The organism is Candidatus Methylopumilus planktonicus (assembly GCF_006364715.1).
Classification (GTDB): Bacteria; Pseudomonadota; Gammaproteobacteria; order Burkholderiales; family Methylophilaceae; genus Methylopumilus; species Methylopumilus planktonicus_A.
The window spans coordinates 90,738-116,029 of record NZ_CP040984.1 but is presented as its reverse complement, the minus strand read 5'-3'; the positions used below and the strand labels follow the sequence as shown (position 1 = coordinate 116,029).

Below are 25,292 nucleotides of genomic sequence, written 5' to 3'. Positions count from 1 at the left end.
GCTATGAGTGAATTAGTCATTGAAAATCTTAAAAAAACTTTTAAAAAAAGAACTGTCGTTCAAGATGTATCTTTAACTATCAAGAGTGGTGAAATCGTAGGATTGCTAGGGCCCAATGGCGCTGGTAAAACAACAAGTTTTTATATGATCGTAGGGCTTATTCCAAGCGATCGAGGACGTATCTCACTCGATGGTGCAAATATATCAAAAATGCCTATTCATAGTCGCGCAAAATTAGGTCTCTCTTACCTTCCTCAAGAACCTTCGATCTTTAGAAAAATGACGGTGGCTGAAAATATTTTAGCTATTTTAGAATTGCAAGACTTAACTCGCGAAAAAATGAATGCAAGACTTGAAGTGCTTCTTCAGGAATTAGGTATTAGTCATATTAGAAACAATCCTGCAATCAGCCTTTCCGGGGGAGAAAGACGTCGTGTTGAAATTGCCAGATGCCTTGCCTCTGATCCCGCATTTATTCTATTAGATGAACCTTTTGCAGGCATTGATCCAATTGCGGTCATTGATATTCAAAAAATCATTAAATATCTCGCTGAACAAAAAATTGGCATTCTCATTACAGATCATAATGTTCGTGAAACTTTAGGCATTTGTGATCGCGCGTATATTGTAAATCAAGGGAAAATTCTTGCATCTGGACTACCTAAAACTCTTGCTAACGATCAAAATGTTAAAGATGTTTATTTAGGTAAGGATTTTTATCTATAACTATTTAGATTAGCGCTATTTAAGCGATGAAACAAAATCTTCAAATTAAAGCGTCTCAACACTTATCGCTTACTCCTCAACTTCAACAGTCTATTAAGCTTCTCCAGATGTCATCTGTGGAGCTTAATCAAGAACTTGAAATTCTCATTCAACAGAACCCCTTAATTGAAATGCTAGAGGAAGATGAGGAAGACGGCAAAGATATTGCGACAACTCCTCAGGAAGAAACTTCATTTGAAATTTTAAACGATCAGGAAATCCAAGAGCCTATTTATGAGCACGAAATTAATTGGGATGAAGAATACGCAAAAGATAATAATTATATCGATTCAAATGAGTATCGAGAGTCTGCGACACAAACTCTAAAACAATACCTTGAAGATATTTTTCATTTAATTCCAATTGGCGAGAAGGATCAAGCAATTATTTCTCTTCTAATAGATTCAATCAATGAAGATGGCTATTTGGAAGAGCCTCTAGATTACTTCTTATCAAGTATTCCAAAGGAGTATGAAGTAAGTATTGAAGAAATAGAATCCTTACTAAAATTACTTCAAAAACAAGCGCCACCTGGAATTGGCGCAAGAGATCTTATTGAATGCTTGACGCTTCAACTTGAAAGTAAGGAAGAAAGTCCGATTCACATACTTTCCATTAAAGTTATTAAATCTCATCTAAACCTTCTGGCCTCTCGTGACTTTGTTAAGCTAAAAAAAATATTAGGCTGTGAAGATGAAGTGCTAAGAGAAATTCAGAAGGTAATTAAAAGTCTTAACCCAAAACCTGGAAATATATTTTCTACCATTGAAAGTCATCACTTCATTCAACATGAAGTTAATGTAAAAAAAGTAAAGGCTAATTGGCAAGTTTCATTAAACGAACAAGCAATTCCAAAGCTTCGCTTAAATCATATTTATCGAGACCTAATCAAAAATTCGCAAGCTGACTCAGCTCATCATTTATCTAGTCAAATACAAGAAGCAAAATGGATTGTGAAAAACATACAACAGCGGTTTGTCACAATTCTTAAAGTTTCAGAAGCCATCATGAAACATCAAAAAGATTTTTTAGATTATGGTGAATCTATGATGAAGCCTCTTATTTTAAGAGAGATTGCTGAAGAAGTTGGTCTTCATGAATCCACCATCTCTAGAGTTACATCAAACAAATATATTAATACGCCTCGGGGCATTTATGAGCTCAAATTTTTCTTTGGAAGTTCAATTGACAATAGCTCAGGTAATGAACTTGCATCTACTGCAATTAGGGCTAAAATTAAAGAAGTTATTAAACAAGAAGATCCAAAAAAACCACTTTCAGATAGCGAGATTGTTTTATTATTAAAGAATCAGGATATTAATATTGCACGAAGAACTGTGGCGAAATATAGAGAAATACTAAATATTGCTCCAACCAACCTTAGAAAAATTTTATAACTCTAACCTTAAGGAAATAATATGAATATTCATTTAACTGGCCATCATTTAGAAATCACTCCGTCATTAAAGGAATATATTCAAACTAAATTAGCTAAAATTTTCCACCATTTTGATCATGTAATTGATGCAAAGGTCACACTCACAGTGAATAAACTAGAACATATTGCAGAGGCTACTATTCATCTTCCAAAGAGCGATATTCATGCTGAATGCAGAGGTGAAAGTATGTACACCGCCATTGATTTACTATCGAGTAAATTAGATCGCCAAGTCATTAAATATAAAGAATTGCATAAGGATCACCACCGAATTGAAGGCGGCTTAAAACACCAGTCGATAGAATAATGTATTTATCAAAAAATTTTAATTTAAACCCATTAAAATCTAAAGCCCCTCAAGCTACAAAACATGCACATGGTGTTTTTGTTGTAATTAAAGGTAAAGGTATTTTAATCGTTGGCAAATCAGGCATTGGTAAAAGTGAGGTTGCACTTGATTTAATTTACAGAGGCAATCAGCTTATTGCTGACGATAGTGTAGAATTTTTCAAACAAGATGAAAATACACTCATAGGCCAAGCGCCATCACTCCTTGCCAATTTAATGGAGGTTCGTAGCTTAGGCATACTTGATATTAAAAAATTATTCGGTGATAAAAGCATAATCAAAAAAGAAAAGCTTTTTTTAGTGGTTGAATTGAAATCATTCCAAAAAAAATTGCCCTACCCGAGACTAGATATGGATATGGGTTCTTTTAAGCTTTTTGATATTACTGTTCCTAAGATAGACCTCCCTATCGATAAAACAAGACATGTAAGCCTTTTAATTGAAACTGTAGTTAAAAACTATATATTGCTTAATAAGGGATCTAATGCAACAAAGAATCTTTCACAGAAGCTTAATCTTCAATTAAGTTTAGATCATTAATTATGGAAGTCATTATTATTTCAGGATTGTCAGGCTCGGGTAAAAGCATTGCCCTAAACGCTCTAGAAGACAATAATTTTTACTGTATTGATAATTTACCAGTCACGCTTTTATCTAGCATTTCTCAACATCTTAATCATGAGCATCAGGATAAAGTTGCTATAAGTGTTGATATTAGGAGTATCGATATTGAAAAATTACCTCATGTTATTAAAGAAATCGAGTCTTTATCTATCAAAACGAAGCTTATTTATTTAGAATCCTCTACAGAATCTATAGTTAGACGATTTGGCGAAACTAGGCGGAGACATCCATTAGCAAATGAAAAGCTATCCCTTGATGAAGCTATAGAAAAAGAGCGTTCCATGCTCGCACCTTTAGCTGAAATTGGTTACAAAATTGATACTAGCAATATGTCGGTCAATGCATTGAAGACAGCATTGAGTGAATTAATTCAGCTAAAAGAGGATCGCCTTGCCTTACAATTTAGTTCATTCGGATATAAGTTTGGCATCCCACTTGATGCAGATTTTATCTTTGATGTGCGCTGTCTTCCTAATCCGCACTACGAATCAAATCTAAAAAATTTAACCGGGATAGACAAGCCTGTTATAGTTTTTTTTGAAAACTTCAAAGAGGTTGATAAGATGTTTCAAGACATTAATCACTTTGTAAAGGAATGGCTAAGTGCTTTCAAAATAGAACAAAGACATTCTCTAAATATAGCTATTGGATGTACTGGTGGCAAACATCGCTCCGTTTATATTGCGAATAAATTATTTACTAACTTTTCTAACCCAAAATCTCAAGTGACTATTCGTCACAGAGATATTAACCATTAAAAGAACTTATGATTGGCATTCTTCTTATCACGCACGGCGAACTCGGAAAATCTCTCATTGAATGCGCGACACATGTTCTTGGGGACCAGCCATTATTTCTAGAATTTCTCTCAATCGAAAATGATTGTGAACATGAAAATATGTTTAAGCAAATATCGGAAAGAATTAGTCTCTTAGATCAAGGTGATGGTGTTTTAATCTTGACAGATATATTTGGAGCAACACCTTGTAACATTATTACTAAAATAATTAAGCCAGGAAAAGTGAGTGCAATTGCGGGTGTTAATTTATCTATGCTTATCCGCAGCATTAGTTATCGCCATGAGTCATTCGATGCTCTCATTGCCAAAGCAATCCAAGGCGCTCAAGATGGCATCATTCATATTCAATCCAATCAATCTTGCTAACACTTTCTATTAAAATCATTAATAAGCTAGGTTTGCATGCAAGAGCCTCTGCAAAACTTACGCAGATAGCCAATCAATTTGACTCAGATATATGGATTGAAAAAAATGATAAAAAAGTGAACGCAAAAAGTATTATGGGGGTAATGATGCTTGCGGCTAGCCAAGGTTCACATGTCATAATCACGACAGAAGGTCCTGATGAAAAAGAAGCTTTGAATTCTATCGTAACTCTTATCAATGATTTTTTCGGTGAGGGAGAATAAAGCAAGATGACTCCATTTAGCATTCACGGTACTGGTGTTTCAAATGGAATCGCTATAGGTAAAGCTCATTTGATTTCCAATGCTCTTCTTGAAGTTGTTCAATACGATATTGAGATAAAAAATATTCCTCATGAAATCAAAAGATTTGAGGATGCTATTACTGCCGTCAAAATTGATCTCAATAAAATAAAATCCCAACTACCCTCTGATTCGCCAGGAGAGTTAAGTGCATTTATTGATACACACTTAATGATATTAAAAGATAAGTCTTTGTCTTCATTGCCAAAAACTATTATTGAGAATGAAAAATGTAATGCAGAATGGGCGATCAAAAAGCAAATGGATAGCGTAGTAAATCAATTTGATCAAATCGAAGATCTATATCTAAGGGAAAGAAGGCAGGATGTTATTCAGGTTGTTGAAAGAGTCATTAAAATACTTTTAGGCCATTCGAATCAAGCTGCTGTAAAAAATAAAGAAAAATTAACAATTTTAGTCGCTCATGATATTTCGCCAGCGGATGCGCTTCACTTTAAGAATCATAAATACGCAGCCTTTATCACAGAGGGTGGTGGTATAACTTCCCATACTGCAATTTTATCAAGAAGTTTAAATATCCCCTCAATTGTGGCATTGCAGAATGCTAGGACTTTAATACGTGATAACGATTTAATTATTGTTGATGGCGCTCAAGGTGTTGTGATTGTTAATCCAACTCAAGAAATTCAAAACTACTATAAAACACTCCAAGATTCATGGGGTGAGGAGCAAGAAAAGCTTCAGCGTATTAAGACAAAAAAATCAATCACTAAAGATGGAGCTTTAATTAACCTCTTGGCAAATATTGAAGTTCCGAATGACATTCTCTCTGTAAATGCCTCAGGTGCTGCCGGGGTGGGTCTATTTAGAACAGAGTTCTTATTTATGAATAGACAAGATATGCCAGATGAGGAAGAGCAATTTCAAGCCTATAAGAGAGTAGCTGAAGCGATGGGTAAAAGGCCTGTCACTATTCGTACTTTAGATTCAGGTGCTGATAAACAAACAGCACTAGTTAACAAAAAAATAAGCCCTAATCCAGCGTTAGGATTAAGAGCGATTCGATTGTGCTTGTCCGAACCCAAAATATTTATAACGCAACTTCGTGCCATTCTAAGGGCTTCTCAATTTGGAAATATTAAAATTCTTTTTCCTATGCTTAGCAGTATCAGTGAGCTTCGGCAAACCAAACTTCTTCTAGAAAGGGCGAAAGCAAGCTTAAGAAAAGATAAAGTAAGGTTTAATGAAAAGATTCTTATTGGAGGTATGATTGAAATACCAGCTGCTGCAATCAGTGCAGATATTTTTGCTCAAGAACTCGATTTTTTATCTATCGGTACAAATGATTTAATTCAATATGCGCTTGCGATTGACCGCACCGATGAAGCAGTGTCACATCTTTACAACCCTCTTCATCCTGCTGTTTTAAAATTGATTGCTCTTACAATAAAGTCCGCTCATAAATATAAAAAATCTATCGCTATTTGCGGTGAAATGGCTGGTGAACCGAAACTTACCAAACTATTGATCGGTATGGGTGTTGAACAACTCTCAATGCACCCCTCACATATTCTCAGTGTAAAACAACAAGTTTTAAATAGCTCGATCAAAAATATGAAAACTTCTGTTCTTAGGTTACTTAAGTTAAACGAAGTCGATAAAATTGAAACTTTACTAAAGAAGATTAATCAATCTTACTAGATAACTAATTTTTTTATGATGATGACTAACCCTATATTATTCCGCGATAGCCTTCCCCTTTTCGATCAAATTAAACCTAGCCATATTTCGCCAGCTATTGAAGGCATTCTCAAAGAAGCGAATAGTTTGATTCATTCTCTTAAGGTGATGGGCGGCTCTATTTCATGGGAAAATTTTGTAGAACCTATTGAAATGGTTAGTGAAAAAATTTCAAGAGCATGGGGACAAATTGAGCATCTTAATGCAGTCGTCAATTCTGATGATTTAAGAAAAGCCTACAACGATAATCTGATAAAGCTGACTGAGTTTTATACAAATCTTTCTCAAGACGAAGCGCTTTATAAAAAATACCAGTCTCTTAAAGATGGCGAAATATTCAAATCACTTACGCCATCACAAAAGCGCATTATTGATAATGTTCTTCGTGAATTTAAATTAGGTGGTGCAGAGCTTAATGAATTAGAAAAAGCACGATTTAAGGTTATTCAAGAAAAACTTGCAAAACTTTCAACGCAGTTCGAAGAAAATATTTTAGATGCTACCAATGAATTTTCTATTTTTGTGGGCGACGCCGATAATCTTAAGGGCATTCCTGAAGAAAACATTAAAAAAGCTCAGAGTGATGCTATTGAAGATAAAAAAGAAGGTTACAAACTCACTCTACACTTTCCATCCTACTTGCCAGTGATGCAATATGCTGAGGATAGAAATTTAAGAGAAAAACTCTACCGGGGTTATGCTACCCGCGCATCTGAACTTGCATCCCCTAAGTTTGACAATACAAAACTTATAGATGAAATACTCGCTCTACGTTATGAATCAGCAAAATTACTTGGCTTCAATCATTTTACTGAAATGTCACTTGTGACTAAAATGGCGAAATCAAATGAAGAAGTTGTAAGTTTTCTTATGGATTTGGCTAACAAAGCAAAGCCTTTTGCCTTGAAAGATATGGAGGAGCTTAGTGCTTTTTCTAAAACATTAGGTATAGAAAAATTAGAAGCCTGGGATATCGCTTATGTTTCTGAAAAACTTCGCCAGGCCAAATATAGTTTTTCGGAGAACGAAGTAAAACAATACTTTCCTGAACATCGCGTTCTGAAGGGTTTATTTAAAGTAGTTGAAACTATCTTTAAATTAAAAATTATTAAAACAGATGCTCCTACTTGGCATAAAGATGTAAGTTTTTATTCTATAAAAAATGATGGTGATGAGTTAGTTGGTCAATTTTATTTTGATTTATATGCACGAAATCATAAACGAGGCGGGGCATGGATGGATGAAGCTATATCTCGATATAAAAACTCTTTCGAATCATCACATCCAGTAGCCTTTCTGACATGTAATTTTTCATCCCCTTCTGAAAATAAACCAGCTTTATTTTCCCATGATGATGTCATTACTCTGTTCCATGAATTCGGTCATGGACTTCATCACATGCTGACTAAAGTAGATGAATACAGTATTTCAGGCATTAAGGGTGTTGAATGGGATGCTGTTGAATTGCCCAGTCAATTTATGGAAAACTTTTGCTGGGAATGGGATGTAGTAAAACATATGACTGAGCATGTGGACAACAAGAGCCCCCTACCTGAAGCTTTATTTAAAAAAATGATTGAAGCTAAAAATTTCCAATCAGGCATGCAAACTTTAAGACAAATTGAGTTTTCTTTATTCGATATAAGATTGCACACTCAATATAACGATCAGAATAAAATTAACTCCTTAAAACTACTCGAAACTATTCGTGACGAAATTGCCGTTGTAAGACCTCCAGCCTGGAACCGTTTTCCTAATAGCTTTTCTCATATTTTTGCTGGCGGGTATGCAGCAGGTTACTACAGTTATAAATGGGCTGAAGTCTTGGCTTCTGATGCTTTCAGTTTATTCGAAGAAGAAGGTATTTTGTCGAGCAATGCTGGCCAAAAATTTCAAGAAGAGGTTTTATCGAAAGGTGGCTCTAGGCCCGCTATGGAATCTTTTGTTGCTTTTCGTGGTCGTGCGCCCTCTGTTGACGCCTTGCTGAGACATAGCGGTATGGCTTAAATGTTATGAAGCTCGCAACGTGGAATGTCAATTCTCTAACTGTAAGGCTAGGCCAAGTCGAAGACTGGGTTAAAAAAGCGCAGCCTGATCTTCTACTACTTCAAGAAACAAAACAAGAAAATATTAAATTCCCTCATGATGCAATAAGTGCCCTTGGCTATCACGCTATTCACAACGGGCAGAAAACATATAATGGGGTTGCGATTATAAGTAAATATGAGCTTTTTGATATTCAAAATAATATGCCCGATTTCGAAGATGAACAAAAGAGATTGATTGCTGCAACTGTAAATACGGACTATGGAAAAATAAGAATAGTTTGTGTTTATGTTCCTAATGGGCAATCTGTAGATTCAGACAAATACCAATATAAGCTCGACTGGTTAAAACATTTTACTGTATGGCTTAAAAATGAAATGGTATCTTTTCCAGACATTATTATTGCGGGCGATTTTAACATTGCGCCTCAAGATATCGATTGTCACGATCCAGAGGCCTGGAAGAATAATATTCTTGTAAGCCCAAAAGAAAGGGATGCTTTTCAAAAAATTATTGACTTAGGATTGTCAGATAATTTTAGGGCAATGAATCCTAATGAAATTCAATATAGCTGGTGGGATTATCGAATGGCTGGATTCAGAAGAAATCTTGGTATGCGCATTGATCACATACTCACAAATAAGAATCTAACAAATAAAACGAAACAATCGTTAATTGATAAGGAACCAAGAAAGTCAGAACGTCCATCGGACCATACACCCGTTATTGTAGAACTTTAATTTACTTTACTTTGATTCCTAGCTGTTTTAACTTTCTATAAAGATGGGTTCTTTCTACACCAGACACTTCTGAAAGTTTTACCATGCTCTGATCATCATTATTTAGGTGGTGTTTAAAATACATTCTTTCAAACTCATCGCGAGCGTCTCTTAGTGATTTATTAAAAATTTCATCTAACCCTTGATCATGACTACCTTTACTTTTTTTTGATGATTTGTTTTTATCATGTAATAAATTAAATTGATTTGCAACGCGCTTAACATCTTCTGCGGTAATTTTTTCAAGCAAGCTAGTTTGCATTAAATTAAACACAAAGCTTTCTAACTCCTCTATATCGCCTAACCAATTCATAGCTCGCATCATATTTAAAGCAGCAACATCAAAAACTTTATAATCAGATTTATCAGATTTTGTGAGATGCATTGTCAAAATAGATGAAGCCAATTCTGGAATATCTTCTTTATGCTCATTAATTGAAGGAAGTAATAATGAGCCAGGTAATAGTTCATTTAAAATACGCTCATCAAAATCAACATCCTCGGACTGGGTAAGTGATTTTGAGGTTGCACAGACAATTCTTACATCATAATTAACCGCTTTGCTAATCAGTAAATTTAAGCCTTTTTGTTGAGATTTAGTCAAATGGGAAATTTCATTTAAAAAGATTGATCCACCTCTATGTTGATCAAGAAGATCAGCCGGCGCATTGGAAACAACTTCAAAGTCTTTTACATCAATCCAGGGTTGATTTTTTGGATGTAAGTATTGCGCACAAATTTTGGCGCAACCTCCTTGAGGACCTACAAGAAGAAGTGGTGTTTTTAAGGAAACGAGTTTATCAAGTCTCTTTTTAAGGTCTTGTATCACATTACTCTTGCCAATGTTTAGTAAGTTAATTTCTATTTTTGGAAGATTATTTGCATACTTTAAAGCTTCATTGACTGTCTTTAAAAGCTTCTGAAGTGTAATAGGCTTTTCGAGGAAATCAAAAGCACCGATTTTAGTTGCTTCCAAGGCGGTATCAATTGTTCCATGACCTGACATCATAACAACTTGACTGGTAAGAAACTTTTCATTTACCCACTCCTTAAGGAGTGTGATGCCATCACAATCAGGCATCCATATATCTAGTAAGATCAAATCAGGCATTTTACTTTTTTTAAGCTCGCGAGCTTCTGTAGCATTTTCAGCTACAAAAATTTCAAAGCCCTCATCGATAAGAATATCCCTGAGTAATTCTCTTATGCCCAGCTCATCATCAACTACTAATATTTTTTTTATACTCATAATTATTTACTTTTAGATATCGGCAGTTGAATATTGATATTAGCACCGCCACTTTTTATATTTTCTACAACAATAGTGCCTGCATGCTCTTCAATGATTTTTTTCACTATGGCCAAACCAAGGCCAGTGCCATGCGACTTGGACGTGACGTATGGCTCAAATGCTTTTTTAAGTATATCTGCTGAAAACCCTGGGCCATTATCCTCAATGGATAAGATAAGATAGTTTTTATATTTATTTGTGTTAATTTTAATACTCGGCTTTTTTGTATTATTTATCATAGCGTCTTGTGCATTCTGAATCAGATTTATAAGGACCTGCCTCATCATATTTACGTCTACTTTTATTTTAGGCAATCCTTTTAATAATGTCGTTGTTATTTTAATCCCTGAATTTTCAAATAAATGAGAAATTTCCTTAATAGTTTCGTTAATATCTATTAATTCAAGATTCAACTGAGGGGCCCGTGCATATTCGCTAAACTCATTTACCATAGTTTTCATTGCATCAACTTGATTAACAATAGTTGAAACAGCCTTATCTAGAATATCTGTGTCCTCTTTGTTTAATTTAGAGCCTAATTTATGCTTAATTCTTTCTGCTGAAAGTTGAATAGGTGTAAGTGGATTTTTAATTTCGTGCGCAAGCCTCCTTGCAACTTCTGACCATGCTGCATCTCGTTGGGCCTGAATCATCATAGTTATATCATCTATCATTAAGACATAGTTCTTAACCTTATTTTGAGGTAGGGGATTAATTTGTAGCGAAAGTACTTGATTATTTTTTTCATATTTAATTTCAAACTGCTTTATGATTTCAAATTGCTTCTTACTACTCGCAGCTTTAATTTCTTCTTGAATGCTCATAACAAAATTGTTTAATAATTTATTTTTATTTGAAATTGAAGTTATTAATTGATTTGTATTCTTAGATAAATCTACCTGCAAAATTTTAGAGGCGGCAATATTAAATGATTTGATTTCCATATCATCATTAATAACGATTACGCCCGAAGATAAATGAGCTAATACAGTTTCAAGATATGACCTAGCAGACTCGAGTCTTATTTGGTTATTTTCTGATGTTTGGGTAGCCTGGTCTAACTGTCTTGTCATGCTATTAAAAGATCTTACAAGAACGCCTAACTCATCTTTACCCTTTTCAGGAAGCATGGTCTTAAAATTTCCTTTTGCAATCTTTTTAGTGCCTTCAGCGAGGAGTGCAAGTGGTTCTGATAGTTTTCTACTAAGCAGAAAACCGATAGCGACAGCAGTCAAAATAGCAAGCATAAGTACAAGCGTTAAGGTAATCGAAAAAATGACTTTCAATGAATCTCGACTATATGAAAGCTTCTGATAGTCTTGGAATACATCCTGTACTGACTCAGCTAGGGTCGTCAAAGAGTCTGGGACTGGTTGTAAAATTTGTAAAATTAATCTTTCGTTTGAGATTGCAGCTCCATTAATTGGTGCCAAAACTCTCAAATAAAGACCTTTATTTTTTATCGGCTCGATTTTTCCGTAGATATTATTTTCTGCCTGCTTCAATTGTATTAATGTCGGCAAAGCAGGTAAAAATGATTCTGCATCATTGCTTGACACAGCAATAATTTTTCCTTGGTCAGAAATGATTGTGGCGTCTTGAACACCTGTTTTTTCTCGAAGGTCACTAAGTGCGGCATATTGAGATGTCGTAGGCATTGACGAGAGCGTCAATGCCATGCGCCCTGCCTTTAATTCTAGATCAGTTAACATAATGTCTAATGCTTTCTGCCCGAGCTTCAAACCACCATCTAAGGCTGATTCAACTTTGACGTTAAACCATGACTCAATTGAACGCGTTAGAAAATTAACTGAAACTAAATAGACAATTAAACCTGGTATAACTGCCATAAGGGTAAAGGAAATAACAAGACGCATGGATAAACGACTTCCCATTACGTCTTTTTTAACATTTCTAAATAATTTCTTAATCTGATTTGCAATAATTGCAATCAAAGTCAAAATAAAAATGCCACTTAATATAAGAACAACTGTATAGGAGCTGCCTGAAATAAATTCAGAACTTGAACTTGCTTTTGACAAAAGAAATAAGAGTGACGCACCAACTAAAGTAGCAATGGCAATCAGATATCTCATTTTTTATTTACGAACGTCCATTGAAATTGTTTAGAAGCTAATTGCCACTCTTGATTGCTGGTTATATCTGCTTGAAGCTGTTTTGGTAATTTAGTCTGATCTAATTTAACTTGAAGATAAGCCGAGTACTTTTCAGTGTCATCAATCTGTGATTTATCAAAAATACGCCAATTTTTTATCTTTTTTAGCTCATTTTTTGCCTGAGTTAAATTATCAAAAGCAATAAGGCGATTTTCAGACTCAGTGAGAGTGAATTGTTTGGATAGCGCATGGTATGTTAATAGAATTTCTTTTGTTTTTTTAGTGACTTCCTCATCAAACCAATATTTTCTGGGCTTTTTTAGCTCAAATTCAATAATAAAATTAATAGGAATACCTTTTTTTATGGCTTCATCTAAATCATCATTAAAAGATAAATCAAAATCAGCATTTAAAAAATATGCTTCGAATTGGCTATTGATTTCAGCAGTTTTGATAATCAAGCTATTATCGGACGCAATAGTAGATGAAGAAAAAAACAGAATCATCCAAAAGCTAAAGAAAATGCTTAATTTAATTTTTTTCAAGCAATGCATAAAAGAATCCGTCATGGTTTTCGCTTGGTATTAATTGATTCTCATATTTGCTATATTCTGAATCAACAGACCATTTTACTTCTTTTGCGTCTATATGTTCTTTAATAAAACGATCAATAACCTTCTGATTCTCGCCATTAAAGATAGAGCATGTCGCGTAAAGTAATTTACCACCCTTTTTTAATAGCTGCCACATAGCTTCAAGCATAGCCTCTTGTTGTTTAGCAAACATTTCAATATCGCGAGGCCTTCTTAACCATTTAATGTCTACGTGACGCCTTACTACGCCGGATGCAGAACATGGGGCGTCTAGTAAGATACGATCAAATAATTTTTCATTCCACCATGTATTTACTGCTGTTAAATCTGAACATTTTAAATGCGCGTGAAGATGCAATCTCTCCAAATTTTCCTTTACTTTATATAGGCGATCTTTTTGGTGGTCAATAGACACTAATTCAATATCTGCTATTTCTAGCATATGGCCAGTTTTTCCTCCAGGCGCACTGCATGCGTCAAGACAAATCTGGCCATCCTGCAAATCTAAAAGTTTTGCGGCAAGTTGCGCACCAAAGTCTTGGATAGAAACTTCGCCATCCATAAATCCGGGTATTTTTTCTACGGCAGTAGGCTGAGTCAGCTCTAATGCAATATTTCCCAGCACTCGATACGAAATCGCTTCGGACTTAAGTTTTTCTTCATATTGCTTAAGGTTAGTTTTTCGTTCGTTAATTCTCAATATTAATGGTGGATGCTTGTTTCCATTCAACAATATACTTTCCCAGTCCTTGGTGTAATTTTCTTTAATAAGATTAATCCACCATGAGGGGTATGAATAAAAAGCCGCTTCATCATTTTTTAATTCTGTTTGTAATTTTTCTTTCTGACGAATAAAGTTTCTTAGCACTCCATTTACAAAAGAACCTGCCCAGGATTTATTAATGAATTTAGCTGCTTCTACAGCTTCATTAACCACTGTAAAATCTGTGGATTGGTCATGATTCAATTGAAACAAAGCAACACAAAGTAAAGCTTCAATTTTTTTATTTGTTATTTTTTTATTAATAAGTTGCTGAATAAAAAATTGATTTTCACCTAAGAACCGAATAGCGCCATATGCCAAAAAAATCGCAACTGATTTTTGTTGGGGTGTAATATTCTGATGATGATCGAAGCGTCTTTCAAAAACTTGATTTAAATTATGTCCTTTTATAACTTCAGACACACAATCCGCTGCAATAAGTTGGGAGTGATACAAAATAGTTACGACTTAAAGACGTCTCCCAGTATAGGCCGGTGACCTAAAATGAACTCTTTGGCTTTAAGTCTTTTGCCTCCAGGCATTTGAAGCTCTTTAATTGATAAAACACCTTCACCACATTTCACATGAATAAATTCATCAAGCTTTATAATTTGGCCTATATTGGCATCTTCATTAGTATCTATAGCAACTTGAGCCTCCCAAATTTTACAAACAGCTTCACGATATTCTGTTTGTGCGACTGGAAACGAATTAAATGCTCTGACTTTTCTAGCAATTACTAAAGCGGAGTCATGCCAATTAATTTTTGACTCTTCTTTAGTTACTTTTTCAGCATAAGTTACATTGACTTCATTTTGAGGTGAAGATTGAAGCTCGCCTTGCTTAATTAATTCATCCATGACTTCTGTCATTAGATTAGCGCCTAATATTGAAAGTGTTTTTGTTAATTGCTCAGTTGTATCTTTTTCGCTGATTTGAATTTCAGCTTTTTTTACCATGTCGCCCGCGTCCAATTTTTGAACTACGCGCATAATTGTGACTCCGGTTGTCTTATCGCCTATCAAAATAGCACGATGAATTGGAGCGGCACCTCGCCATCTTGGTAATAGTGACGCATGTATATTAAAACAACCCAAAGAAGGCAGGTCTAGAATGGCTTGGGGAATAATAAGTCCATAAGCTGCCACAATCATTATATTGAAATCAATTGCTGCTAAAGCCTCATATGATTGTTTGCTTTTTAATTCTGAAGGCTGATAAACAGGGATGCTTAATTCATTTGCTTTAAGCTTGACAGGGCTCGGCTGAAGCTTCAAGCCTCGGCCTGATGGCCTGTCAGGCTGAGTTAAAACACCAACCACCTTATAATCTTTATCATAAAGAGCCTGCAATGCTGGAACAGCAAAGTCAGGTGTACCAGCAAAAATAATTTTCAAGTGATTCACGATACAGATGTCGCTAAATTAAACATTAACCAAATGCTCTTTGGCACGTTTTTTCATTTTTATTTTAATGCGATTGCGTTTTAATGGTGACAAGTACTCTACAAATACCTTACCTAGAAGATGGTCCATTTCATGCTGTATACAGACAGCCAGCAAACCGTCTGCTTCAAGCTCAAAAGATTTTCCCTCTCGATCAAGCGCTTGAACTTTAATATGTTCGGCACGCTTCACTGATTCAAATACATCAGGCACTGATAAACAGCCTTCTTCATATACTTGCTGTCCTGATGATTCAATAATTTTAGGATTAATAAAAATCTTTAAATTATCTTTTGTTTCAGAAATATCCACCAAAATTAATTGAAGATGACGATCAACTTGAGTTGCGGCTAATCCTATGCCGGGGGCAGAATACATGGTTTCCGCCATATCATCGATAAGCCTCCTAATGGAGTTATCCACAACCTCGATTGGTTTTGCAATAGTATGCAGTTTTGGGTCAGGATAATTTAATATATTTAAAATTGCCATAAATGTTGATTATTTTATTTATTGCTGATAACTTATCTACAAGGTCTAAACGCCTTAAATTTATTAGACATATTAAGAATATTATACTTTGCTAATAGCTCAATTACCTGACTCAAGTTCATTTAGCCTTCACTTACTTCTAAGTAATTTTTCATTCACTATCGTAAAGGAATCTTTATGCTAGAACTGCTTATCTATATGTTTGAAAATTATCTGAGCACCCAAAATTTGCCTGACTTCAAAAGCATAACTGCAGAGCTCGAAGCTGCCGGATTTGATAATCAAGATATTGAAAATGCCTTTACTTGGTTTAATCAGCTAAAAGCGATGACTAATGCTATCCCTGTAAAAAATAATGCTTGTTCTTCATTAGGTTATCGCATGTACTCAGAAAATGAACAAAAAAAGATCAGTGCTGAAAGCTTAGGTTTTGTATTATTTCTAGAGCAAGCCAAGGTGCTTGACCCAAATGAACGAGAAATTATCCTTGATCGCGCTATGGCTCTCAAACAAGAGCATATTAATATCGAGGAAATGCGCTGGATTGTAATGATGGCGCTTTGGAATGAAGGTCGAGAAAAAGACTTTTTATTTATAGAAGATGCAATCTACCAAGATCACAACTTAGTTTTACACTAAGTACCTTCTATATTTTTAATGATGCGGGTAATAATGCCTGCTTGATTTAACGTGTAAAAATGTAAGCTCGGCACGTCCCATTCAATCAACGTTTCACAAAGTTCAGATACCACATCTACGCCGTATGATCTTAATGAAGGTAAGTCGTCCCCGTAGCTCTCTAATTTAATTCTTAGCCAACGAGGAATTTCTGCACCACAATTAGACGCGAAGCGAGCCAATTGCTTAATGTTATATATTGGCATAACGCCTGGCACAATTGGGATGTTGATATCTGCAATCAAGCATTCATCCATAAATCTAAAATATGCGTCAGCATTGAAAAAGAATTGTGTGATAGCCGAGTTAGCTCCTGCATCCACTTTATTTTTAAAGTTTTGAATGTCCGTTTGTGATGAGACTGCTTCAGGATGATATTCAGGGTAGGCCCCTACTTCAATATGAAAATAATCATTGGTTTCTTGTCGAATAAAACTTACCAATTCATTAGCATGTTTAAACTCTCCTCTCGACACTGCGCCATGTGGCACATCACCTCTCAAGACTACAAGGTGCTTAATATCATGTTGCTGATAGAGATCGAGTAAAGTTTTAATTTCTGCTTTTGTCGATGAAATACCTGAAATATGAGGTACCGCATTAAAGCCTTCTTGTTTTATTTCTAATACTGTTTCAAGCGTCAGATCTCGCGTAGAACCCCCTGCACCGAATGTCACCGAGTAAAATTCGGGCTTAAATGCAGAAAGTTGCTGACGCGTATCTTTTGAGTTTTTTATACCTTCCGGTGAACTGGGAGGAAAAAACTCAAAACTGTAAGAAATTTTCCTAGGCATGATTAATAACGATACTGCTCAGGCTTGTAAGGTCCTTCTTCTTTAACGCCAATATACTTAGCCTGTTCTTCTGATAAGTTTGTAAGTTGAGCATTTAATTTTTTCAATTGCAAGCGAGCAACTTTCTCATCCAAATGTTTTGGTAAGGTATATACACCGACTGGATATTTCTCAGAGTGCGCAAATAATTCAATCTGAGCAATCGTTTGATTCGCGAAAGATGAGCTCATCACATAACTTGGATGCCCTGTGCCACATCCTAAATTCACGAGCCTACCTTTTGCAAGCAAGATGATTCTTTTACCGTCTTTAAAAATCACGTGGTCAACTTGCGGTTTAATTTCTTCCCATGTGCAATCGTTTAAAGATACAACATCAATTTCATTGTCAAAGTGGCCGATATTACAAACGATCGCTTGATGTTTCATACGCGACATATGGTCGCGAGTAATTACATGATAATTACCTGTGGCTGTTACAAAAATGTCAGCATGTTCAGCAGCATAATCCATGGTCACGACTCGGTACCCTTCCATTGCAGCTTGAAGTGCGCAAATAGGATCAATTTCAGTGACCCATACTTGTGCAGACAAAGCGCGAAGTGCTTGTGCTGAACCTTTGCCTACATCACCGTATCCAGCCACAACAGCTACCTTACCTGCAATCATCACGTCCGTTGCACGTTTAATAGCGTCTACTAGAGATTCGCGGCAGCCATAAAGATTATCAAATTTAGATTTAGTCACTGAATCATTGACATTAATTGCAGGGAAAGCCAATTTACCTTCTTTGTGCATTTGATATAAACGATGAACGCCTGTTGTCGTCTCTTCAGTCACCCCTTTAATGTGTTTAAGCCTTTCAGAATACCAATGAGGGTCAATTGCTAACTGTTGCTTGATTGAATTAAAAAGTGAAACTTCCTCTTCGCTTGATGGCTTAGAAATCAATGCAGCATCTTTTTCAGCGCGCGTACCTAAGTGAAGAAGTAAAGTTGCATCGCCACCATCATCTAGAATCATATTGGTATAGCCGCCATCGCTCCATTCAAAAATACGATGCGTATATTCCCAATATTGATCAAGCGTTTCACCTTTAAAAGCAAAAACAGGCGTCCCACTTTTAGCTATCGCTGCTGCTGCATGGTCTTGCGTTGAATAGATGTTGCAAGATGCCCATCTCACCTCAGCCCCCAAATCCTTGAGGGTTTCAATAAGCACTGCTGTTTGAATCGTCATATGGAGTGAGCCGCTAATGCGCGCACCTTTTAATGGTTTAACTTTTGAATATTCTTCACGAATAGCCATGAGGCCTGGCATTTCAGTCTCTGCAATGGCGATTTCTTTTCGGCCAAAGTCAGCCTGATTAATATCGGCAATAAGATAGTCTTGTGTATTTAAATTTTGGTTAGTCACTGTATTCATTTTAAATTCCTTTTGAATGCTAAGTGACCAGCTGGGATGTTTCGGTATCCACCAACATCCCGTGACTGGCACGGTTATAAATTGGTGAACGCCGTTTACAAGTAAACTTGTAATCTGAGCCTGGGATTTTATGAAAAAATCTCGCAGCGTTCCTCAGAAGGAATGCATTATAAATTAAAAGTACGAATGGTTCAAATACTTAAAAAATCTAGAAATTAACTTGCTGATTTAAGGATTTGAGCTTTATCTGCTGCTTCCCATGAAAATTCTGGCTCGTCACGGCCAAAATGCCCATAAGCCGCTGTTTTCTTATAAATGGGACGTAATAAATCAAGCATTTGCACAATGCCTTTAGGTCTTAAATCAAAATGCTCAAGAACTAATGTGGTCAATTTTTCGTCTGCAATCTTGCCTGTGCCGTAAGTTTCCACCATAACTGAGGTCGGTCTTGCAACGCCAATCGCATATGAAATTTGAACTAAGCAGCGAGAGGCTAAGCCTGCTGCCACAATATTTTTAGCCACATAGCGTGCAGCGTATGCTGCTGAACGATCAACTTTGCTCGGATCTTTTCCTGAAAAAGCCCCGCCACCATGAGGTGCAGAACCGCCGTAGGTATCTACAATAATTTTACGCCCAGTAAGTCCACAATCGCCTTGGGGGCCTCCAATGACAAATCTGCCAGTAGGATTTACAAGATACTTGATGTCGCCTTTCATAAGCTCTTTAGGCAAAATAGGCTTAATAATTTCTTCAATCACTGATTCGCGAATGGTCTCGAGTGACACCTCTGGGTCATGCTGCGTTGATAGCACAACTGTATCAATCGATTGAGGCTTATGGTCTTTATACTTTAAAGTGACTTGTGCCTTAGCATCCGGACGCAGCCAAGGAAGTCTGCCATCTTTTCTTAAATAAGACTGTCTTTCCATTAAACGGTGAGATAGCCAAATAGGCATAGGCATCAGCTGCGCTGTTTCATCACAGGCATAACCAAACATTAAACCTTGATCACCTGCCCCCTGGTCTAATGGGTCATCTAAAGCGACATCCACACCATGAGCAATATCAGGTGACTGCTTGTCATAGGCGACAAGAACAGCACAGCCTTTATAATCAATGCCGTAATCCGTATTGTCATATCCAATGTAACGAATCGTATCGCGGGCAACCTTGATGTAATCCACATTAGCTGTCGTGGTGATCTCACCTGCTAATACAACAAGCCCTGTATTTGTTAGTGTTTCAGCTGCAACACGAGCAGTAGGGTCTTGCTCTAAAATAGCATCAAGAATCGCATCGGATATCTGATCAGCTACTTTATCTGGATGACCTTCGGAAACAGATTCCGAAGTAAATAGATGCTCGCTCATAGTTTTTTCCAAGTTCTAAATTACGTAAAGCGTTTAGAATAGCAAAATATCGCGTTTAAAGACAATTATGCTTTCAAGACTATCCTTATTTTTCATTGCTGTATTCTTTCAGTTACCTCTCTTTATCTTGCATGGATTAGGGGAGTTATTAGGTCTTGTTGCTTATCAATTTGATCGTCGGTTTAAAGAGCGAATAGATGCTAATTTAAAACATGCTTTTATTTCATCCGATGAAAATAATTTAAAAAAACTTACACAATTATCGGTCCGAGAAATTGGCAAATGTCTTACGGAAGCCCCTGCAATTTGGTTTAACTCACCTCAAAAGAATTTTCGCTGGGTCAAACAATGTTACGGATGGCAGCATGTTGAAACTGCTCTCAAAAAGAAAAAGGGTATTATTTTTTTAACGCCTCATTTAGGCTGTTTTGAAATTACTGCTCAGTACTACGCGCACTTTCACCCCATCACTGTTCTATTTAAGCGTCCAAAACTAAACTGGCTTGCAAATATTGTTTTATCTGGAAGACGTCATTCCCAAGTTCATCTCGCTGAAGCTAACCTCCATGGCGTTAAGCAATTAATGCAAGCGTTAAAAAAGGGCGAAGCAATTGGCGTATTGCCTGATCAAGTTCCTAATGAAGGCCAGGGCGTATGGGCTCAATTTTTTAATACGCCCGCCTATACCATGACGCTTGTTTCTAAACTTGCAGAATCTTCTAACGCAACTGTTCTCATTGGTTTTGGCCATAGACTTACGCGTGGCCGGGGATATGACGTCTATATTGAGCCCTTAGGTCAAGACCACTCCCCCCAAGGCATTAATGATCGGCTCGAGATGCTCATTCGAAAATATCCAACACAGTATCTTTGGAATTATCAGCGATTTAAAAAACCAAACAAATAAGAGACAATCATTGTATGAAACTTCATTTTACAAAAATGCATGGAATTGGTAATGACTTTATAGTGCTCGATCATACAAAGTCACCATTCAAGCTATCTAAAGATGTGATTCGATCCTTATCTCATCGACAACTTGGCATTGGGTTTGATCAGCTTCTCGTTGTTGAAAATACATTACTCGAAAACGTTGATTTCAAATATCGTATTTTTAATCAAGATGGCGGCGAAGTTGAGCAATGTGGCAATGGTGCGCGTTGTTTTTATCGATTTGTAAAAGATAAGCACTTAACGCATAAGCAATCCATTCGCGTAGAAACAAAATCGGGGGTCATTGAACTCACTGAAGATAATGAGCATATGATTGAAGTAAATATGGGTGAACCTATTTTTAATACTAAACTTATTCCATTTATTTCAGATGTCGAAAAGGATGAGTATCCCATTTCAATAGATTTACCTCATCAAAAAGAAACCATAAATATGGCGGTATTATCCATGGGCAATCCTCACGCAGTGATCACTGTAAAAAACACCCTTCAAGCTCATGTTGAAACATTAGGTGCTTATTTGGAATCACATGCACTTTTTCCAAAACGCGTTAACGTTGGATTTATGGAAATTGTATCGCCCCATCATATTCGTTTGCGTGTTTTTGAAAGGGGTGTAGGAGAAACACTTGCCTGCGGAACAGGGGCATGCGCTGCAGCAGTATCAGGGATCAAACGTCATTTACTTATATCACCAGTGAAGGTTGATATGCCTGGCGGGTCGTTATCCATCGATTGGAAAGGATCTTCATCTGCTGTAATGATGAAAGGCCCGGCCGTCAGTCTTTATGAGGGAGACATTGAGATCACTTAAAACTTATGGAACATAATCACTTCCAAAAAAGCTATATCGATTACCTTACCTTTGAAAAAGGTCTTAGCAGCAACTCAATTAAAAGTTACGTGCATGATCTTGCCCAACTTGTAGTCCTTATTGAGCATGATCGTTTTGAATCCTTCACTATCCAAGACATCAGACGTGCAAGTGCTAAACTGAATAGCCAAGGGCTCCATGGCAAATCAATTGCACGTATGTTATCCGCATGGCGAGGATTTTTTAATTACCTAATTGAGCGCCACCAGTTTAAAGAAAATCCCGTCAAAGATGTTCATGCACCTAAGAGCGCTAAGACATTGCCGCAAACTTTATCGATTGAGCAGATAGTTAAACTCGTTTCGATTGATGACACCTCATTATTGGGGCTCAGAGATAAAGCCTTTTTAGAATTATTTTATTCATCCGGATTACGTTTAAGTGAGGTAGTGAATGTCAATATCAACGATCTCGATCTTCAAGAAGGCATCATCACTGTCATAGGTAAAGGCAATAAAACGCGTATGGTCCCCATAGGCCAAAAAGCTATCCATGCCATTCAATGCTGGATTGAAAAACGTGCGGCTATCAAAACAGAAGATAAATCGGCGGATGCTTTATTTATTACCGAACGAGGAAAACGTATGTCAGCCCGAGCTATTCAGTATCGCATTCAAATGTGGGCTATCAAGCAAGGAATTGATAGCACCGTTCACCCTCATTTATTAAGGCATAGTTTTGCCTCACACGTGTTGCAATCCAGTCAAGATTTAAGGGCTGTTCAAGAAATGTTAGGTCATGCCAATATCAGTACCACACAAGCTTATACCCATCTAGACTTTCAGCATCTTGCAAGTATTTACGATAAAGCACATCCAAGAGCCAAAAAGAAATAGTGATGCATTTAATTTATTTGTCCGCTATTGACGCACTTCAATTCTTTAAACTATAGTGAAGGTATGGAAGCACAACTCATCGCATTAGAAAAAAAAATTAAGCAACTCATTAGCTTAATTGAATCTGCTCAGGGAAAAAATAAGGGGCTTGAAACTCGGCTCGCAACGACCGAAGCAACACTTACAAAACTTCAATCCAATATGAAAGAGGCAAGTCTTCGTCTCGAAAAAATGATGAAGCAACTTCCTGAGAATAATCGATGAGCTCAAAAAATATTACTGTCACTATCATGGCGCGTGAATTTATCGTTGCTTGTCCAGAAGGCCAAGAAAAGAGTTTATTAGATTCCGTGCAATATTTAAATCAGAAAATTGATCTCATCGAATCTCAAGGCTCTATTGTAGGGATCGATCGCATTATCATCATGGCAGCACTTAATATCACCAATGAACTTATTAATCAGAGCCCTTCTGATGATTTAAGCTTATCTCAATTCCGCCATAAAATTTCATCGATTGAACATCAAATCGACGAAGTGCTTGCACAAAACTAAAGATCTGCCTATTCTTCTACTAAATATTGCGATGAGCATGTTTGTTTTTTTAAGTGTTGCTTAGGCTAATAATTCCTTGAACTAGTCTATAGCATCGGTTTTAGCTCATCAGGTTGCGGTGTGAGCGATCTAAATTGGGTGCTCTTTTAAGACACCCTTGGCGATTGCACCTAATGCACCTTAGGCTTTTACCCCTTGAACCTTTGGTTCAGGATGCTGGTCTAGGCAACACTTAAGAAAATCAACACAGCTCTTTTATCAATTTTATATTTGACTTAAAAAAACTATGCGTTATTGGCTCATGAAATCTGAACCATCTGATGTGTCTATAGATGATTTGGCAAAGCTTCCTAAACAAACCATTGATTGGTACGGCGTTAGAAATTATCAAGCAAGAAACTTTATGCGAGATTTAATGAAAGTGGGTGATCTTGCATTTTTTTATCACTCAAATTGTGATGTCCCTGGGATTGCCGGTGTTGTTAAGGTAAGTCAGTTAGCTTATCCGGATCGTTTTCAATTTCAAAAAGGTCATAAGTATTTTGACCCCAAATCCACACCTGAAAATCCACGCTGGCTCAATGTAGATGTAACCCTTGTTAAAAAAACAAATTTATTAAGTCTAAAAGAACTAAGGGAGTTTAAAGCGCTAGAAAATATGCGCATATTGCAAAAAGGAAATCGTCTCTCAATTACACCAGTTTCAGAAGATGAGTGGACATTTATTGAGAAATATTTGAAATAAAAAAAGCCCAATACATATTGGGCTTTTAAAAATGACAAAACTATTTTTTATTTAACGGTATCTAAACTACCCATAGCTTTTGGATAAACAACAATACCCCACGGAATTTCTTTATTTGGAATCCGCTTAGTCACTTCTAATTTATCTGCGTCAATGACAAGCACTTCATCAGATTTTCCGCAAGCAAGTAAAATATCTTTGTCATCTGGTGAAAAACTAAAATGCCAACAGCGTCGCCCCGTTGGAATATCCTTAATTTTCTCAAAGTTAGCGGTGTCATACACTTCTAATGTTTTTGCTTTTGAGGTTGCGACAAATAAACGCTTACCTTCTCGATCAAAACTAACGCCATATGGCGATTCTCCTGTCGCCACAGTTTTAAGATGTTTAAATTGACTGTCTAAGACAATGAAGTTATTTCCATACTCCAGAGTAGCCACATAATACTTTCCATTCGGCGACACTTTAATACCTCGTGGACGATCTCCGTATTTTTTAGTTGAAATCGTTTTTAATAATTTACCATTACTGAAGTTATGCACTGTGATTGTATTGTCAGCCTCGTTGGTCACAATAATTTCTTTTCCACTTTTACTAAATTCAATACCTTCTGTTTCAGGGCCACCGATAATATCTCTTACTTTTTTACCTTTTACTAAATCAACCACTGCAATACGCGCAGGGATTTTTGGTTCATCTTTATCATCATCTTCTTTGCCGGCCACAGGTGGTTTACCGGTCGACGCTGGCTCGGTTGACACAAAAACTTGTCCTTTAAATACACGAACAAATTCTGGATTTTTACCAACTGAAATATGTTTCACAAATTGATTCGTTTTTAAATCGAACACAGACAAATTTTCATCATCTTTATTTGCAGTAATTAAATAATGGCCGTCTTCCGTGATACCAATACCACGTGGATTTTTAGCCTGAATATCGATTGAGTCTTCTGTTTCCATAGTGTTTAAATTAATAACACTGACACCGCCTTCTTGATTGGATACATAAGCCTTACCTCGATCTTCAGCATTTGCTATCAAAGATGAAATAAGTAATCCCAATACGACAACTGATTTTATAACCTGCATTCGTTTCTCCTAAAATATTTTACTTTTTATTATTAAATACTTATTCACAATCTGCCAGGGGA

General features: G+C 36.4%; 27 protein-coding genes and 1 riboswitch. Of the genes, 17 read left to right on the top strand and 10 right to left on the bottom strand.

Going from position 1 to position 25,292, the window contains the following annotated elements; all coding sequences use genetic code 11:
• Positions 1-3: 3 nt before the first annotated feature.
• Genes lptB through xth form a run of 10 tightly spaced genes read left to right on the top strand, consistent with a single transcriptional unit; the run spans position 4 to position 9,168 of the window.
• Positions 4-726, top strand: coding sequence for an LPS export ABC transporter ATP-binding protein (gene lptB, locus FIT63_RS00600; protein ID WP_140006138.1), 723 nt, complete (start codon positions 4-6; stop codon positions 724-726).
• 26 nt (positions 727-752) lie between these two features.
• Positions 753-2,162, top strand: a complete 1,410-nt coding sequence (gene rpoN / locus FIT63_RS00595; protein WP_140006137.1) for an RNA polymerase factor sigma-54 — start codon at positions 753-755, stop codon at positions 2,160-2,162.
• Positions 2,163-2,183: 21 nt separating this feature from the next.
• Positions 2,184-2,510, top strand: coding sequence for a ribosome hibernation-promoting factor, HPF/YfiA family (gene hpf / locus FIT63_RS00590; protein ID WP_140006136.1), 327 nt, complete (start codon positions 2,184-2,186; stop codon positions 2,508-2,510).
• Positions 2,510-3,091, top strand: coding sequence for a hypothetical protein (locus FIT63_RS00585; RefSeq protein ID WP_140006135.1), 582 nt, complete (start codon positions 2,510-2,512; stop codon positions 3,089-3,091). Before hpf ends, FIT63_RS00585 begins: the two co-directional genes overlap by 1 nt.
• 2 nt (positions 3,092-3,093) lie before the next feature.
• Positions 3,094-3,933, top strand: coding sequence for an RNase adapter RapZ (rapZ, locus tag FIT63_RS00580; protein ID WP_140006134.1), 840 nt, complete (start codon positions 3,094-3,096; stop codon positions 3,931-3,933).
• An 8-nt stretch (positions 3,934-3,941) separates the two neighbouring features.
• Positions 3,942-4,340 carry a PTS sugar transporter subunit IIA gene (locus FIT63_RS00575; RefSeq protein ID WP_140006133.1) on the top strand — a complete coding sequence of 133 codons (399 nt, stop codon included), beginning with the start codon at positions 3,942-3,944 and terminating at the stop codon, positions 4,338-4,340.
• On the top strand, positions 4,334-4,603 hold the full coding sequence (locus FIT63_RS00570) for an HPr family phosphocarrier protein (protein WP_140006132.1): 270 nt from the start codon (positions 4,334-4,336) through the stop codon (positions 4,601-4,603). Before FIT63_RS00575 ends, FIT63_RS00570 begins: the two co-directional genes overlap by 7 nt.
• Positions 4,604-4,609: 6 nt before the next feature.
• Positions 4,610-6,343, top strand: a complete 1,734-nt coding sequence (ptsP, locus tag FIT63_RS00565) for a phosphoenolpyruvate--protein phosphotransferase (RefSeq protein WP_140004854.1) — start codon at positions 4,610-4,612, stop codon at positions 6,341-6,343.
• Between the two features lie 21 nt (positions 6,344-6,364).
• Complete coding sequence (locus FIT63_RS00560; protein ID WP_189342346.1) at positions 6,365-8,389, top strand: M3 family metallopeptidase; 2,025 nt, start codon at positions 6,365-6,367, stop codon at positions 8,387-8,389.
• 5 nt (positions 8,390-8,394) lie between these two features.
• A complete protein-coding gene (gene xth / locus FIT63_RS00555) occupies positions 8,395-9,168 on the top strand; it encodes an exodeoxyribonuclease III (RefSeq protein ID WP_140006131.1) in 774 nt (257 codons plus the stop codon).
• 1 nt (position 9,169) lies between these two features.
• Here xth and FIT63_RS00550 read toward each other — a convergent pair whose 3' ends face one another.
• The 6 genes from FIT63_RS00550 to def form a co-directional block, all read right to left on the bottom strand.
• Positions 9,170-10,456 (bottom strand): sigma-54-dependent transcriptional regulator, encoded by a 1,287-nt coding sequence (locus tag FIT63_RS00550; protein ID WP_140006130.1) that lies wholly within the window; start codon positions 10,454-10,456, stop codon positions 9,170-9,172.
• A 2-nt stretch (positions 10,457-10,458) separates the two neighbouring features.
• Positions 10,459-12,594, bottom strand: a complete 2,136-nt coding sequence (locus tag FIT63_RS00545; RefSeq protein ID WP_140006129.1) for a sensor histidine kinase — start codon at positions 12,592-12,594, stop codon at positions 10,459-10,461.
• Entirely contained in the window at positions 12,591-13,076 is a 486-nt protein-coding gene (locus FIT63_RS00540) for a DUF4390 domain-containing protein (protein ID WP_189340916.1), read from the bottom strand. The genes FIT63_RS00545 and FIT63_RS00540 overlap by 4 nt, the downstream gene beginning before the upstream one ends.
• 70 nt (positions 13,077-13,146) lie before the next feature.
• Positions 13,147-14,427 carry a 16S rRNA (cytosine(967)-C(5))-methyltransferase RsmB gene (gene rsmB / locus FIT63_RS00535; RefSeq protein WP_140006128.1) on the bottom strand — a complete coding sequence of 427 codons (1,281 nt, stop codon included), beginning with the start codon at positions 14,425-14,427 and terminating at the stop codon, positions 13,147-13,149.
• A gap of 5 nt (positions 14,428-14,432) precedes the next feature.
• The gene (fmt, locus tag FIT63_RS00530; RefSeq protein ID WP_140006127.1) at positions 14,433-15,377 is read right to left on the bottom strand and encodes a methionyl-tRNA formyltransferase; all 945 of its coding nucleotides are present in this window, start codon (positions 15,375-15,377) and stop codon (positions 14,433-14,435) included.
• An 18-nt stretch (positions 15,378-15,395) separates the two neighbouring features.
• Positions 15,396-15,908: a peptide deformylase gene (def, locus tag FIT63_RS00525; protein WP_140006126.1), complete on the bottom strand. Its 513-nt coding sequence runs from the start codon at positions 15,906-15,908 to the stop codon at positions 15,396-15,398.
• A gap of 177 nt (positions 15,909-16,085) precedes the next feature.
• Here def and FIT63_RS00520 point away from each other — a divergent pair, with 177 nt between their 5' ends.
• Positions 16,086-16,547: a Smg family protein gene (locus tag FIT63_RS00520; RefSeq protein ID WP_046486734.1), complete on the top strand. Its 462-nt coding sequence runs from the start codon at positions 16,086-16,088 to the stop codon at positions 16,545-16,547.
• Here FIT63_RS00520 and metF read toward each other — a convergent pair.
• From metF to metK, 3 genes are all read right to left on the bottom strand, one after another.
• A complete protein-coding gene (gene metF, locus FIT63_RS00515) occupies positions 16,544-17,380 on the bottom strand; it encodes a methylenetetrahydrofolate reductase [NAD(P)H] (RefSeq protein ID WP_140006125.1) in 837 nt (278 codons plus the stop codon). The genes FIT63_RS00520 and metF overlap by 4 nt on opposite strands.
• A 2-nt stretch (positions 17,381-17,382) precedes the next feature.
• A complete protein-coding gene (gene ahcY, locus FIT63_RS00510; RefSeq protein WP_140006124.1) occupies positions 17,383-18,804 on the bottom strand; it encodes an adenosylhomocysteinase in 1,422 nt (473 codons plus the stop codon).
• A gap of 79 nt (positions 18,805-18,883) precedes the next feature.
• Positions 18,884-18,965, bottom strand: a riboswitch (S-adenosyl-L-homocysteine riboswitch).
• 54 nt (positions 18,966-19,019) lie between these two features.
• A complete protein-coding gene (metK, locus tag FIT63_RS00505) occupies positions 19,020-20,177 on the bottom strand; it encodes a methionine adenosyltransferase (RefSeq protein WP_140006123.1) in 1,158 nt (385 codons plus the stop codon).
• A gap of 67 nt (positions 20,178-20,244) precedes the next feature.
• Between metK and FIT63_RS00500 the strand changes: the two genes are divergently transcribed.
• The 6 genes from FIT63_RS00500 to FIT63_RS00475 all read left to right on the top strand — a co-directional run bounded on the left by FIT63_RS00500 (position 20,245) and on the right by FIT63_RS00475 (position 24,139).
• Positions 20,245-21,084 carry a lysophospholipid acyltransferase family protein gene (locus FIT63_RS00500; protein WP_140006122.1) on the top strand — a complete coding sequence of 280 codons (840 nt, stop codon included), beginning with the start codon at positions 20,245-20,247 and terminating at the stop codon, positions 21,082-21,084.
• A 14-nt stretch (positions 21,085-21,098) separates the two neighbouring features.
• A complete protein-coding gene (gene dapF / locus FIT63_RS00495) occupies positions 21,099-21,944 on the top strand; it encodes a diaminopimelate epimerase (protein ID WP_140006121.1) in 846 nt (281 codons plus the stop codon).
• A 5-nt stretch (positions 21,945-21,949) separates the two neighbouring features.
• Entirely contained in the window at positions 21,950-22,840 is an 891-nt protein-coding gene (xerC, locus tag FIT63_RS00490; protein ID WP_140006120.1) for a tyrosine recombinase XerC, read from the top strand.
• Positions 22,841-22,903: 63 nt separating this feature from the next.
• Positions 22,904-23,104: a hypothetical protein gene (locus tag FIT63_RS00485; protein ID WP_140006119.1), complete on the top strand. Its 201-nt coding sequence runs from the start codon at positions 22,904-22,906 to the stop codon at positions 23,102-23,104.
• A complete protein-coding gene (locus tag FIT63_RS00480; RefSeq protein WP_046486720.1) occupies positions 23,101-23,394 on the top strand; it encodes a cell division protein ZapA in 294 nt (97 codons plus the stop codon). The genes FIT63_RS00485 and FIT63_RS00480 overlap by 4 nt, the downstream gene beginning before the upstream one ends.
• 286 nt (positions 23,395-23,680) lie before the next feature.
• Complete coding sequence (locus tag FIT63_RS00475; RefSeq protein ID WP_140006118.1) at positions 23,681-24,139, top strand: EVE domain-containing protein; 459 nt, start codon at positions 23,681-23,683, stop codon at positions 24,137-24,139.
• Positions 24,140-24,186: 47 nt separating this feature from the next.
• Here the strand turns inward: FIT63_RS00475 and FIT63_RS00470 are convergent, their stop codons facing one another.
• Positions 24,187-25,230, bottom strand: coding sequence for a beta-propeller fold lactonase family protein (locus FIT63_RS00470; protein ID WP_140006117.1), 1,044 nt, complete (start codon positions 25,228-25,230; stop codon positions 24,187-24,189).
• Positions 25,231-25,292: the final 62 nt, after the last annotated feature.

Excerpts from the sequence above, each read along its gene's own strand:
- lptB (WP_140006138.1), top strand. The coding sequence starts at position 4 with ATGAGTGAATTAGTCATTGAAAATCTTAAAAAAACTTTTAAAAAAAGA.
- rpoN (WP_140006137.1), top strand. The coding sequence starts at position 753 with ATGAAACAAAATCTTCAAATTAAAGCGTCTCAACACTTATCGCTTACT.
- hpf (WP_140006136.1), top strand. The coding sequence starts at position 2,184 with ATGAATATTCATTTAACTGGCCATCATTTAGAAATCACTCCGTCATTA.
- FIT63_RS00585 (WP_140006135.1), top strand. The coding sequence starts at position 2,510 with ATGTATTTATCAAAAAATTTTAATTTAAACCCATTAAAATCTAAAGCC.
- rapZ (WP_140006134.1), top strand. The coding sequence starts at position 3,094 with ATGGAAGTCATTATTATTTCAGGATTGTCAGGCTCGGGTAAAAGCATT.
- FIT63_RS00575 (WP_140006133.1), top strand. The coding sequence starts at position 3,942 with ATGATTGGCATTCTTCTTATCACGCACGGCGAACTCGGAAAATCTCTC.
- ptsP (WP_140004854.1), top strand. The coding sequence starts at position 4,610 with ATGACTCCATTTAGCATTCACGGTACTGGTGTTTCAAATGGAATCGCT.
- FIT63_RS00560 (WP_189342346.1), top strand. The coding sequence starts at position 6,365 with ATGACTAACCCTATATTATTCCGCGATAGCCTTCCCCTTTTCGATCAA.
- xth (WP_140006131.1), top strand. The coding sequence starts at position 8,395 with ATGAAGCTCGCAACGTGGAATGTCAATTCTCTAACTGTAAGGCTAGGC.
- FIT63_RS00550 (WP_140006130.1), bottom strand. The coding sequence starts at position 10,456 with ATGAGTATAAAAAAAATATTAGTAGTTGATGATGAGCTGGGCATAAGA.
- FIT63_RS00545 (WP_140006129.1), bottom strand. The coding sequence starts at position 12,594 with ATGAGATATCTGATTGCCATTGCTACTTTAGTTGGTGCGTCACTCTTA.
- def (WP_140006126.1), bottom strand. The coding sequence starts at position 15,908 with ATGGCAATTTTAAATATATTAAATTATCCTGACCCAAAACTGCATACT.
- FIT63_RS00520 (WP_046486734.1), top strand. The coding sequence starts at position 16,086 with ATGCTAGAACTGCTTATCTATATGTTTGAAAATTATCTGAGCACCCAA.
- metF (WP_140006125.1), bottom strand. The coding sequence starts at position 17,380 with ATGCCTAGGAAAATTTCTTACAGTTTTGAGTTTTTTCCTCCCAGTTCA.
- ahcY (WP_140006124.1), bottom strand. The coding sequence starts at position 18,804 with ATGAATACAGTGACTAACCAAAATTTAAATACACAAGACTATCTTATT.
- metK (WP_140006123.1), bottom strand. The coding sequence starts at position 20,177 with ATGAGCGAGCATCTATTTACTTCGGAATCTGTTTCCGAAGGTCATCCA.
- FIT63_RS00500 (WP_140006122.1), top strand. The coding sequence starts at position 20,245 with ATGCTTTCAAGACTATCCTTATTTTTCATTGCTGTATTCTTTCAGTTA.
- dapF (WP_140006121.1), top strand. The coding sequence starts at position 21,099 with ATGAAACTTCATTTTACAAAAATGCATGGAATTGGTAATGACTTTATA.
- xerC (WP_140006120.1), top strand. The coding sequence starts at position 21,950 with ATGGAACATAATCACTTCCAAAAAAGCTATATCGATTACCTTACCTTT.
- FIT63_RS00485 (WP_140006119.1), top strand. The coding sequence starts at position 22,904 with ATGGAAGCACAACTCATCGCATTAGAAAAAAAAATTAAGCAACTCATT.
- FIT63_RS00480 (WP_046486720.1), top strand. The coding sequence starts at position 23,101 with ATGAGCTCAAAAAATATTACTGTCACTATCATGGCGCGTGAATTTATC.
- FIT63_RS00475 (WP_140006118.1), top strand. The coding sequence starts at position 23,681 with ATGCGTTATTGGCTCATGAAATCTGAACCATCTGATGTGTCTATAGAT.
- FIT63_RS00470 (WP_140006117.1), bottom strand. The coding sequence starts at position 25,230 with ATGCAGGTTATAAAATCAGTTGTCGTATTGGGATTACTTATTTCATCT.